Here is a 12,084-nt window from a genome sequence, read left to right on the forward strand (position 1 = left end):
TCCTATGCTGCAAGGCATGCAGGAGCCGATCGAACAGTCAGGTGCGGGGGATCCCGACAACTTCCAGCGGCTGTGGACCCCCCACCGCATGGCGTACATCAAGGGTGAGGGCAAGCCCACGGGGACCGGCCCGGGGGAGGGGTGCCCCTTCTGTGCCATCCCCACGATGTCCGACCAGGACGGCCTGATCGTCGCCCGCGGCTCCTCCGTGTTCGCCGTCCTCAACCTCTACCCGTACAACTCCGGCCACCTGATGGTCTGCCCCTACCGCCACGTGGCCGACTACGTGGACCTCGACGAGCCGGAGACCGCCGAGCTGGCCGACTTCACCAAGCGCGCCATGCTCTGCCTGCGCAAGGCCAGCGGCGCCCAGGGCTTCAACATCGGCATGAACCAGGGCCACGTGGCCGGCGCCGGCATCGCGGGCCACCTGCACCAGCACGTGGTGCCCCGCTGGGGCGGCGACACCAACTTCATGCCCGTGGTCGGCCACACCAAGGTCCTGCCCCAGCTCCTCAAGGACACCAGGGAGATGCTCGCCGGCGCCTGGCCCTCGTGATCAGGTGCCCGCCGGGGACCGCCCGGGGGCGGCGGTGACCGGCTGCGGGACGGCGGGGCCGCTCACCGCGGGCGCCGGGCCGAGGGCGCGCACGCCGGCCGCGAGGACCAGGGGGACGGCCAGGGCGAGGGCCATGGACAGCACCGCGGCGCCCGAGTCGTTGACCAGCATGCCGACGACGCCGCTGACCAGCGCCCCGATCAGGCCCGCCCGCAACATCGGGGCGCGCTCGAACACGGCGGGCAGCAGCCCCGCGCTGGCCGCGCCGGGACGCAGCACGGCGAAGATCAGGAACGCGAGCGCCGCGATGACGATCGGCATCAGGTTGGGGGAGAGGAGCGTGCTCAGCATGGCCGCGAGCTTGCGCCCGATCACCGGCAGGAACGTGCCGTCCACCACCTGACCGGCGAACCGCCCGAGGTGGGTCTGGGACGCGGGCGGCCGCAGGCGGTCCAGGAACGCGACGCCCATCACCGTGACGCCCCCGGCCACGCAGAACGCCCCGAGCTTCACCACCGACACCCGCTTGCCCGCCACCAGCAGCGCCGCCACCGCGATGCCCGGCACGAACGCGATCACGCCGCCGAAGTCGCTGCCGACCCCCGGCCAGCCGTCCAGGATCATCGCGAACCCGCCGAGCCCCGCCACCAGCGCCACCGCGGCCGTGCGGTGCCCGGCCCGCACCAGCCCGTCGGCGGCCACGGTGGTCAGCAGCAGCACGGCCGTGGCGAGCAGCGCGAACGGGATGTTGCCGAGGCCGTAGTAGCGCGCCCCGACCACGCCGGTGTACCCCATCATGCTGTCGAGCTGCAACGGCGTGCCGGTCAGCAGGTCCGCCAGCAGCACGGCCGCCGTCACCGCCGCCACCACGGCGGACGCACCGAGCACCCCGGACGCGCGCGGCCGTCCCCGCAGGCGCGCCCACAGCGCCGGGAGGGTCAGCGCGGCGCAGGTCAGCACGGCCGCGCAGGCGAGGATGCCGCCGACCATCGCCGCGACGGGCGTGGCCGCCCGGTCCCACGGCGTGAGGTTGACGAGGAACGTGGACACCGGCAGCGAGGCGAGCGCCAGCGCCGAGACCCTGATGACGCCGAGGCCGCGCCGCCGCCGCAGCAGCAGGAACGCGATCACGTAGAACAGCACCTGGAGCACGGCCAGCGTGGAGAAGAACCCGCCGCCGGCCACCCGCACGCTCTGCCCGGCGACGTCGGCGCGGCGCAGCGCGTCCACGCGGCCTTCGAGGCCGGCGGCCGGTCCCGCCCGCCACGGCACCCCGATCACCGTGGCGGGCACGGCGATCCCGGCCGCGTCGAGCATGGTGGCCGTGACGTCCGGCAGGATCACCATGTCGTCCCGGTGGGTGGACGCCGCCCCGAGGTAGCGCCCCACGGCCCGCCCGTCCGCGGTGTGCCACATGGCGACCCGCAGGTGCGGGTCGGAGCCGTGGTCGGAGAGGCCCGCCACGAGCACGGTCGTGCCGGGCGGCAGCTTGGACAGCACGGTGCCGGCGGTCGCGTCGGCGGCCCGCAGTGCCTGCCTGCGGGCGTCGGGGGTGAGCTTCTCCGGCAGCGGGGACAGCCGCTCGCCGTCGAGGTAGGGCCGGATCAGGTTGTCGACGTCCACGGCGATGACCGGGCACGCGGACCAGTCGGCCAGCCCGGCGGGCGTCTCGGCGTACCGGTCCACCCGTCCCGCGCGGTCGGCGAGCGCCAGCACCGCGCCCCGCCCCACCGCGGTGGTGCACCGCCCCGCGGCGTGCGCCGCCTCGCCGAGGGTGCCCGCGTACGCGGCGTCGCGCACCGTCCACAACCAGTCGAAGTGCGGGATGACCGCGCCGTCCCCCTCACGGTCGAACCGGGGCGGCGGCCCGCAGCGGGACCCCACCGAGGACCGCACGCCGGACGAGACGGTCAGCCACCCGTCGTAGGGGCAGGTGATCCGCCCCACCGACCGCACCGACAGCGACCCGGCGGCGCCGCCGCCCGCCAGCCGCCAGAGGTTCGGCGTGTCGGTGGCGCTCACGTCGTCCCACCGCAGCCCGGGGACGCCGATCAGCGCGACCGGTCCCCCCTCCGCGGCGAGCGCCGCAGGGGCTGGGACGCCGACGAGCCCCACCAGGACCACGGCCACCGCGACCAACGCCCGCCTCACCACTGACCTCCTGCGACCTGACCACCGCGAATCCCTGGAACCGTACGGGAAACCCCCGTGGCCGGTCCAGAAAACCCCGATGAACACCCCGGGAAACCGCCCCCTGCCCGGCAGGGGCCGGGGGATGCGCGGCCGTCAGGTGAGGGTGGCGACGGAGGGAAGGCCCTCGTTGCCCAGGCGGTCCACGGCCGTCACCACGTAGGTGCCCGGCTGCTTGGCGCTCATGGCGGAGCCCCGGGGGGAGGGGAGCAGCGCCACGAGGTTGCGGGGGTCGGCGGCGGCGCACGGCGCGGAGACGGCGTCGGCGACGCGGTAGACGGCGTAGGAGCGGGCGCCGGGCACCGGGTTCCACGACAGCGTGCCGGCGGCCAGCCTCAGGCCGGTGGGGGCGCCGGGCGCCTTGCCGCCGCGCGCGGCCATCAGCGGCAGCAGGGCGGGCTTGGCGTAGTGGTCCTCGGCGATGCGGTCGAGGACGCCGAGGGGGTTCTTCAGCACCTGGGCGGCGCTGAAGTAGACGTCGCCCATCACCTCGGGCCGCTTGCGGTTGAGGGTGAGGTGGGACGGCAGCTCGCCGGGCTTGGTCCACGCGGGGGTGTCCTTGGTGCCGACGCGGTAGAGGGCCTGCCCGATGTACAGGTGGACGCCGGTGCCCCGGACCTGGTCGGCCCACCACGGCAGCAGCTTGGCGTAGTCGGCGACGGCGAAGCCGCGCGGCCAGTAGAGCTGGGGCATGATGTAGTCGACCGACCGGGCCCTGATCCACGTCCGCGCGTCGGAGTAGATCGCGTCGTAGGCCGACAGCCCCTTGGTGTCCGACCCCGCGGGGTCGTCGGACTTGTTGCGCCAGATGCCGAACGGGCTGACGCCGAACTTCACGTACGGCTTGGCCGTGTGCACGGCCTGCCCCACCTCGGCGATCAGCTTGTTGACGTTGTCGCGCCGCCAGGCGGCCAGCGACTTGCCCTTGCCGTACTTTGTAAAGGCGGCCTTGTCGGAGAACGGCACGCCCGCCACCGGATAGGGGTAGAAGTAGTCGTCGAAATGCACGCCGTCCACGTCGTAGCGCCGCACCACGTCGTCGACGATCTTGACGGTGTGCCGGCGGACCTCCGGTAGCCCCGGGTTGTAATACGCCTTGCCCTGATATTTCACGACCCACGAGGGGTGCTGCCGCGCCGGATGCGACGCCGGCAGCTTCGACAGGTCGGCCGTGGCGGCGGCCCGGTACGGGTTGAACCAGGCGTGGAACTCCAGTCCCCGCTTGTGCGCCTCGTCGACGAGGAACGGCAGCGGGTCCCACCCGGGGTTCCCGCCGGGGGTGCCGGTGAGCCACTGCGACCACGGCTCGTGCGGCGAGGCGTAGAGGGCGTCGGAGGCCGGGCGCACCTGGACGAACACCGCGTTGAGGTTGCGCCGCACGGCGGTGTCGAGGATCTTGACGTACTCGGAGCGCTGCCTGGCCTGGGTCAGCCCCGGCTTGGACGGCCAGTCGAGGTTGTGCACGGTCGCGATCCAGACGCCGCGGAGCTGCCGCTTGGCGGGGGCCGCGTTCACCTGGCACGCCCTGGCGGAGGAGGCGGAGACGGCCTGCCGCGCCGCCGGGGCGGCCTCGCCGTCCGCCGGCGCCGGGCGGTGTCCGAAGGTGTACGCGACGCTCGTGGTGGCCACCGCCAGCCCGGCGGCGGCGAGCAAGGGCCGAAGTCCGTTTCGCATGGGACCTCAGTCTGGCATCGGCAAAGGAATGGTAAGGGCGAAAAACCGAAATCGTTCTGTGATGCCACCGTTACCTTAGTGGTTCCTGTGACTGCCGTGACCCATGATGTCGCCATGCCTGCCATGGCGCGCCGCGCCGGCCGGTACGGTGACTGGCCGGCGCGCCGCGTCCGGGCGGGCGTCAGTCGCCTGCCGCCCTGAGCTTGTCGGCCAGGTGGGACGGCAGCGGCTCGTACCGCAGGAAGGACCGGCTGAAGGTGCCGGTGCCGTGGGACATGGAGCGCAGGTCGATGGCGTACCGGGTGATCTCCAGCTCGGGGACCTCGGCCCGCACCAGCGTGCGCCCGACGCCCACCGGCTCGGTGCCGAGCACGCGGCCGCGCCGGGACGACAGGTCCGACATGACCGCGCCGACGTGCTCGTCCTCCACGAGCACCGACACCTCGTCCACCGGTTCGAGCAGCAGCGCGGGCACCTTGGCCGCCGCCTCCTTCAGCGCGAGCTGCCCCGCGATCTGGAAGGCCATGTCGGAGGAGTCCACCGAGTGCGCCTTGCCGTCGTACAGCGTCACCCGGATGTCGACCACGGGGTACCCGGCGAGGACGCCGCGCTCCATCTGCGCGCGCACGCCCTTCTCCACCGAGGGGATGAACTGCCTCGGCACGACGCCGCCCACGATCTTGTCCACGAACTCGAACCCGCCGCCGGACGGCAGCGGCTCCACCTCGACGTGGCAGATGGCGTACTGCCCGTGCCCGCCGGTCTGCTTGACGTTGCGGCCCATGCCCTGCGCCTTGCCGCCGAACGTCTCGCGCAGCGGCACCCGCAGGTCGATGCGCTCCACCTCGACGCCGTGCCGCCTGGACAGGTGGTCGAGCAGCACGTCGGCGTGCGCCTCGCCCATGCACCACAGCACGAGTTGCCGCGTCTCGGGGTTGTTCTCCAGCCGCAGCGTCGGGTCCTCGGCGACCAGCCGCCCGAGGGCCTGCGACAGCTTGTCCTCGTCGGCCTTGGACCTTGCCCTGATGGCGACCGGCAGCAGCGGCTCGGGCATCGTCCAGGAGGTCACCAGCAGCGGGTTGTCCTTGTCGGACAGGGTGTCGCCGGTCTCGGCCCTGCCGAGCTTGGCGACCGCGCAGATGTCGCCCGCGATGCACTTGGCCGTGGTGCGCTGGTTCTTGCCGAGCGGCGAGGACAGCGAGCCGATGCGCTCGTCCAGGTCGTGGTCCTCGTGGCCCCGGTCGGCGAGGCCGTGCCCGGACACGTGCACCGTCATGTCGGGCCGCAGGGTGCCGGAGAAGACGCGCACCAGGCTGATGCGCCCGACGTACGGGTCGCTGGTGGTCTTGACGATCTCGGCGACCAGGGGGCCGTCCGGGTCGCAGGTCAGCGCCCTGGCGGGCCGGCCGTCGATGGTGGTGATCTCGGGCAGGGGGTGCTCCATCGGCGAGGGGAACCCCTGCGTCATGATCTCCAGGAGTTCCTGCATGCCCACCACGGGCCCGGACCCGGGTGCGGCGCAGGTGGCGAGCAGGGGGTAGAAGCCGCCCCGCGCGACCGCCTTCTCCAGGTCCTCGATGAGGATCTTGGTGTCGATCTCCTCGCCGGAGAGGTAACGGTCCATGAGGGACTCGTCCTCGCTCTCCTGGATGATCCCCTCGATCAGCGAGCCCCGGTAGGTGTCGATCTGGTCCTGGTACGCCGGTCCGGGGTCGTTCTCGCTACGGCTGCCGGTCGCGTAGTTGAAGTACTTCTGCGACAGCAGCCCGATCAGGCCGTTCACGTGCCCGTTGGTCACCACGGGCAGGTACAGCGGCGCCACGCCGTCGCCGAAGACGTCCTGGCACGTGGCCACCACGTCGTCGAAGTCGGCGCGCTGGTGGTCGATCTTGGTGACCACCACCGCGCGGGGCATGCCGACCGAGGCGCACTCCTCCCAGAGCATGCGCGTCAGGCCGTCCACGCCCTCGGCCGCCGACACGACGAACAGCGCCGCGTCGGCCGCGCGCAGGCCCGCCCGCAGGTCGCCGACGAAGTCGGCGTACCCGGGGGTGTCCAGCAGGTTGATCTTGATGCCGTTGTACGTCAGCGGCGCCACGCAGAGATTGACCGAGCGCTGCTGCCGCACCTCCACTTCGTCGAAGTCGCAGACCGTGGAGCCGTCCTCGACGCGCCCCGCGCGCTGTACGGTGCCCGTCGCGGCCAGCAGCGCCTCGACCAGGGTGGTCTTCCCGGCTCCGGAGTGGCCGACCAGCACGACATTGCGCACCAAATCCGGCCGGTCGGCCGAGGGTGCTCTGCCCGCGGCTCCCGAAGTGTGGCCCGTGTTCCTGTCCGGCACGTCGCCTCCCGCGTCTCGCCGTGAGATGCGGCCGCGCGCGGCCACATCGTCCGCCGCCGCGCCCGCCGCCCGATAGAGCGCGGTGCACTACACCCTTTACCTCCGCCGCGCGGATCACAAGAGGCGAAAGGCAAAAGTGCTCGGCAACAAGGCGCCGGACGCCGATCCGGTCAGCCTTGTTTGTCCCTCTCGTCCCTCCCTTACCCGTTAGGTGGCATATCGCACCAGGTGGTCGCCGGGATGACCCGTGACAACGCCGTGCCCTTCTGTGGCCTACGATCGGAGCGCGATGTTGAAGCTGCTGCGTCCCGCCGTCACCCGCGTGCTGACCCCGATCGGCCGGGCGCTGGCCCGGCGCGGCGTCAGCCCCAACGTCATCACCGCGATCGGCACGCTCGGCGTGGCCCTGAGCGCCCTGGTCCTCTACCCCCTCGGTCATCTGTGGTGGGGCTCGGTGGCCATCACGGTGTTCGTGCTCGCCGACCTGCTGGACGGCGTGCTGGCCCGCATGGTCGGCGCCGGCAGCACGTGGGGGGCGTTCCTGGACTCCACGCTGGACCGCGTCGGCGACGCCGCCATCTTCTCCGGCCTGATCCTCTACTTCATGGGGACCGGCGAGCGGCTGCTGGCGGGCGTCGCGCTGTTCTGCCTGGTCGCGGGGGCCGTGGTGTCGTACGCCAAGGCGCGGGCCGAGGGCCTCGGGCTGACCTGCGACGTCGGGCTCGCCGAGCGGTCCGAGCGGCTGCTGGTGGTGCTGGTCGCGGCCGGGCTGGCCGGGCTCGGCGTGCCCTTCGTCCTGCCCGCGGGGCTGTGGCTGCTGGCCGCCGCCAGCGCGTTCACCGCCGGGCAACGGATTCTTCACGTCTACCGCCAGACGGTGCCAACATGAACGTAAGACGCTGAGCCTTTTCACGTCACAGACCGTTCCTTATCTACCGGGGGTGACCTCGCGTTGTCCGACAGGCTCGTGGCCTGGGCCTACCACCTCGGCTGGCTGCTCGTGCCCAAGCTGCCCGAGAGGCTGGCCATGTGGGCGTTCCGCGGCATCGCCGACGTGATGTGGCGGCGGCGGGGCCGGTCCGTGCTGCGTCTGGAGTCCAACCTCGCCCGGGTGACCGGCAAGGACGCCGCCGACCCGTCCGTCCGCGACCTCAGCAGGGCCGGGCTCCGGTCCTACTTCCGCTACTGGATGGAGGCGCTGCGGCTTCCCGTCATCGGCAAGGAGCGCATCCTCACCGGCACCCGCGCCATCGGCGGTGAGCAGATCTTCGCCGCCGTCGACTCCGGGCGCGGCATCGTGCTGGCCCTGCCCCACATGGGCAACTGGGACCTCGCGGGCGCCTGGCTCATCCACAAGGGCTACCCGTTCACCACGGTGATGGAGCGGCTCAAGCCCGAGTCGCTGTTCGACCGGTTCGTGGCCTTCCGCGAGAGCCTCGGCATGGAGGTCCTGCCGCTCACCGCCAAGGGCGGCGGCACCGCCCACGCGTTCGGCGTGCTCGCCCAGCGGCTGCGCGCCGGCCGGGCCATCTGCCTGCCGGCCGAGCGCGACCTCACCGAGCGGGGCGTGCAGGTCGACTTCTTCGGCTCCGCCACCCGCATGGTGGCCGGGCCCGCCCTGCTGTCCCTGCAGACCGGCGCGCCCCTGCACCCGGCCAGCCTCTGGTTCGACGGCGACGGCTGGGGCATACGCATCCACCCGGAGATCCCCATCCCCGCCGAGGGCTCCCGGCAGGAGAAGGTCACCGTCATGACCCAGGCCATGGCCCGCGCCTTCGAGGAGGGCATCGCCGAGCACCCGGAGGACTGGCACATGCTCCAGCGCATCTGGCTCGACGACCTGGACCCGCGGTGATCGCGCCATGAGGGTGGGCATGGTCTGCCCGTACTCCTGGGACGTCCCCGGCGGCGTCATGGCGCACGTCCGCGACCTCACCGAGGCGCTGATCGAGGACGGCCACCAGGTGTCGGTCATGGCCCCCGCCGCCGAGGACGCGCAACTGCCGTACTACGTCACCAGCGCGGGGCGCGCGGTCCCCGTGCCCTACAACGGGTCGGTGGCCAGGCTCGCCTTCGGGTTCCTGTCCGCCGGCCGGGTGCGGCGGTGGCTCGCCGAGGGGCGGTTCGACGTGCTGCACGTGCACGAGCCCTCGGTGCCGTCGGTGGGCCTGCTGGCCTGCTGGGCGGCGCAGGGGCCGATCGTCGCGACGTTCCACGCGTCGTTCCCGCGCTCGCGGGCGCTGTCGGTGTCCGCGCCGGTGCTGCAGACCGCCCTTGAGAAGATCACCGGGCGGATCGCGGTGTCCGACGCGGCGCGCAAGACCCTGGTGGAGCACATCGGCGGGGACGCCGTGCTGATCCCCAACGGCGTCACCGTGGGCCGGTACGCCGAGGCCGAGCCGCTGCCCGGGTGGGGCCCGGACGGCGGCGTGATCGGGTTCCTCGGCCGCATGGACGAGCCACGCAAGGGCCTGCCCGTGCTGCTCGACGCGTTCACCCGGCTCGCCCCCGGGCGTCCGGGCCTGCGGTTGCTGATCGCCGGGCCGGGCGACGCCGACGAGGTGCTCGGCAAGGTCCCCGCGGCGCTGCGCGACCGGGTCGGCGTGCTCGGCATGGTCAGCGAGGAGGACAAGGTCCGCGCCTACCACTCGGTGGACGTGTTCTGCGCCCCCAACACCGGCGGCGAGAGCTTCGGCATCGTGCTCGCCGAGGCCATGGCCGCCGGGGCCGCCATCCTGGCCAGCGACATCCCCGCCTTCCGCAAGGTCCTCGGGGAGGGCCGCGCCGGCGCGCTGTTCACCACCGGCGACCCGGTGTCCCTGGCGGACGGCGCCGCCGCCCTGCTCGACGACCCCGCCCGCCGTGGCGAGCTGTCGGAGCAGGCCCGGCAGGCCGTCCGCGCCTACGACTGGTCCACGGTCGCCCGCGACGTGGTGCGGGTCTACGAGACCGTCACCGAGGGCACCACCGGCGTCGTCGCCGACGAGCCGCCCCGGGGACGTGAGGGCCCCGGCTGGCTCGCCGGCACCGGTGCCCGCGTCCGTGACACCGTGCGCTCCCGTCTCGGCGGCGGCTCGTGACCACCTCCATGATCCTGCTGGTGATCGGCGTCGCCGTTGTGCTCGTCGCCGTGTACATCTCCTGGCGGGCCGGGCGGCTGGACCGCCTGCACATCCGCCTGGAGAGCGCACGGGAGGCCCTGGACGCCGCGCTGGTGCGCCGCGCGGCGGTGTGCATGGAGCTCGCGGCGTCCCGCATCCTGGACCCGGCGACCAGCCTGCTGCTCGCCGCGGCCACCCACGAGGCCCGGACCGCCGGGCCCGAGGAGCGCGAGCACGCCGAGAGCGACCTGTCCCGCGCGCTGCGGGCCGTCGTGGACCAGGAGCGCTTCAGGGAACGGCTCGCCGAGACCCCCGCAGGGCCGGAGCTGATGGCCGAGCTTGACTCCGCGGTCACCAAGGTCATCTACTCCCGGCGCTTCTACAACAACGCCGTCGGCGTCACCCGCCAGGCCCAGCGCCGCTGGCTGGCCCGCACCCTGCGCCTGGCCGGCCACACCGAGTACCCGTCGTACTTCGAGATCGACGACGCCGAGCCCGCGACCTTCGCCGAACGCTGACGCCGCTGACGACGCCGGCCCTCTCGCCGGATGCTTAGTTTCAGACGATACTGTATCGAATGAAAAGGTAGCGGCTAACATGTTCTCATGACCGCTGACAGTCCTCACCCGACCGGTGCCTCGCGCCGGGCCGATCGCCCCGGGGGCACCACGCCTTTCGCTCTCGGCCTGCTGCTGCGCCAGGCGCACTGGCGCGCGGCCGCGGTGATGACGGAGGCGCTTCGCCCGCTCGGCATAGAGTTGCGGCATTTCGCCGTGCTGATCGTGCTGATCGACCGCGGGGCCACGGTGCAGCGGGACCTGGCGGCGGCCACGGGGTCGGACAAGGCCGGGATCATGCGGGTCGTGGACGATCTGGAACGGATGGGGCTGGCCGTGCGCAAGCCCGTTCCGGGGGACCGGCGGGTGCGGGCGGTGGAGATCACGCCCCAGGGTGCCGAGCTCCTCGATGCGGCCTATGTGGCGGCGGAGCCGCTGGCTGAGCGTCTGGTCGCCCAGCTCGCGCCGGGCGAGCCCGAGCAACTGATGGATCTGCTGACCCGGTTCGCCTACCCTCCGGGCGGCGAGGCGTAGGCCCGGCCGCGCGTGACGAGAGTCACCTTCAGGGGATGCTCGCGGACGCCAGATAGTATTGATTGATACCATCGCGAATGATACCGTCGTAGATGTAACGGAACTCGCCACGTCAAGACGGGAGGTGGCGATCGTGGACGTCTACGAGGCGGTCACGAGCCGGAGGGCTGTGCGCGGATTCACCGGCCGGCCTGTCCCGGTGGAGGTGCTGGAGCGTGTGCTGTCCGCCGCGGCCTGGGCGCCGTCCGGGTCGAACCTCCAACCCTGGCACGTCTACGTACTGACCGGCGGGCCGCTGGCCGAGCTGAAGAAACGCGCGCTCGAGCGCGTGGCCGCGGGCGACCCCTGGGACGAGCGGGAGTACGAGATGTATCCGCCCGCACTGAAGTCCCCGTACTGCGAGCGCCGATCCGCCTTCGGCCGGGAGCGCTACGGCGCACTGGGCATCGCACGCGAGGACTGGGAGGCCCGCCAGAGGGCCGCGTCCGCGAACTGGGACTGTTTCGGCGCGCCCGCCGCCCTGTTCTGCTACATCGACCGCGACATGGACCCGCCCCAATGGGCCGACGTCGGCATGTACCTGCAGACCGTCATGCTGCTGCTGCGCGCCGAGGGGCTGCACAGTTGCCCGCAGATGGCGTGGTCGGTGTACCACAGGACCGTCGCGGAGATCCTGTCACCCCCGGAGGGGCTCATCCTCTTCTGCGGCATGTCCATCGGGTTCGAGGACGTCACGGTGGGTCACGTCCGTACCGGCCGGGCGCCGCTCAAGGAGACGGTCACGTTCGTCCCGAGCTCGACGACGGTCCCGCGCGGCGTGACCCCGGCGTCTCCCGTCCGGAGCGGCTGTCGTCGCCCGGCCCTGTCGCCGGCTGGACGAGCACCACGCGGACGCTGAGCCGCCGCACGCCGCCGCGTGGCCGCCCCCGCGCCGGCCGAGAGACGAATCCGATTTCGCTGTCCTGGGGAGAGAGGACGGATCATGAGTGTGAGACATCGCCGGAGATCGGTCTCCGGGGCTCGCGACCGCGTCGGCGAGGACAACCGGCCGGGTGGTCACGGTGACGAACGGCGTCACGCCGTGACGGGGGGCGCCTGGACGTGTCACTCGTCACCGGGCCGGCCGGA

Annotated in this window: 10 protein-coding genes; 7 read left to right on the plus strand and 3 right to left on the minus strand. The window is 72.6% G+C overall.

Annotated elements, in window-relative coordinates; all coding sequences use genetic code 11:
* Positions 1–16: 16 nt before the first annotated feature.
* The gene (locus tag ABGB17_RS08945) at positions 17–559 is read left to right on the plus strand and encodes an HIT domain-containing protein (RefSeq protein ID WP_347627345.1); all 543 of its coding nucleotides are present in this window, start codon (positions 17–19) and stop codon (positions 557–559) included.
* Here ABGB17_RS08945 and ABGB17_RS08950 read toward each other — a convergent pair whose 3' ends face one another.
* The 3 genes from ABGB17_RS08950 to ABGB17_RS08960 all read right to left on the minus strand — a co-directional run bounded on the left by ABGB17_RS08950 (position 560) and on the right by ABGB17_RS08960 (position 6,764).
* Complete coding sequence (locus ABGB17_RS08950) at positions 560–2,710, minus strand: hypothetical protein (protein WP_347627346.1); 2,151 nt, start codon at positions 2,708–2,710, stop codon at positions 560–562.
* Between the two features lie 135 nt (positions 2,711–2,845).
* Positions 2,846–4,423: a family 10 glycosylhydrolase gene (locus ABGB17_RS08955; protein WP_347627347.1), complete on the minus strand. Its 1,578-nt coding sequence runs from the start codon at positions 4,421–4,423 to the stop codon at positions 2,846–2,848.
* 181 nt (positions 4,424–4,604) lie between these two features.
* The gene (locus ABGB17_RS08960; RefSeq protein ID WP_347627348.1) at positions 4,605–6,764 is read right to left on the minus strand and encodes an elongation factor G-like protein EF-G2; all 2,160 of its coding nucleotides are present in this window, start codon (positions 6,762–6,764) and stop codon (positions 4,605–4,607) included.
* A gap of 289 nt (positions 6,765–7,053) precedes the next feature.
* Here ABGB17_RS08960 and pgsA point away from each other — a divergent pair, with 289 nt between their 5' ends.
* The 6 genes from pgsA (at position 7,054) to ABGB17_RS08990 (ending at position 11,854) form a co-directional block, all read left to right on the plus strand.
* A complete protein-coding gene (pgsA, locus tag ABGB17_RS08965) occupies positions 7,054–7,653 on the plus strand; it encodes a phosphatidylinositol phosphate synthase (protein WP_347627349.1) in 600 nt (199 codons plus the stop codon).
* A gap of 63 nt (positions 7,654–7,716) precedes the next feature.
* Positions 7,717–8,619, plus strand: a complete 903-nt coding sequence (locus ABGB17_RS08970) for a phosphatidylinositol mannoside acyltransferase (protein ID WP_347627350.1) — start codon at positions 7,717–7,719, stop codon at positions 8,617–8,619.
* 7 nt (positions 8,620–8,626) lie between these two features.
* The gene (locus ABGB17_RS08975) at positions 8,627–9,844 is read left to right on the plus strand and encodes a glycosyltransferase family 4 protein (protein ID WP_347627351.1); all 1,218 of its coding nucleotides are present in this window, start codon (positions 8,627–8,629) and stop codon (positions 9,842–9,844) included.
* Positions 9,841–10,383, plus strand: a complete 543-nt coding sequence (locus ABGB17_RS08980; protein WP_347627352.1) for a hypothetical protein — start codon at positions 9,841–9,843, stop codon at positions 10,381–10,383. Before ABGB17_RS08975 ends, ABGB17_RS08980 begins: the two co-directional genes overlap by 4 nt.
* Before the next feature lie 87 nt (positions 10,384–10,470).
* Positions 10,471–10,956, plus strand: coding sequence for a MarR family transcriptional regulator (locus ABGB17_RS08985; protein ID WP_347627353.1), 486 nt, complete (start codon positions 10,471–10,473; stop codon positions 10,954–10,956).
* A 133-nt stretch (positions 10,957–11,089) separates the two neighbouring features.
* On the plus strand, positions 11,090–11,854 hold the full coding sequence (locus ABGB17_RS08990) for a nitroreductase (RefSeq protein ID WP_347627354.1): 765 nt from the start codon (positions 11,090–11,092) through the stop codon (positions 11,852–11,854).
* The last annotated feature ends 230 nt before the right edge of the window (positions 11,855–12,084 follow it).

The sequence above is a fragment of the Sphaerisporangium sp. B11E5 genome (assembly GCF_039871875.1).
Lineage (GTDB): Bacteria > Actinomycetota > Actinomycetes > Streptosporangiales > Streptosporangiaceae > Sphaerisporangium.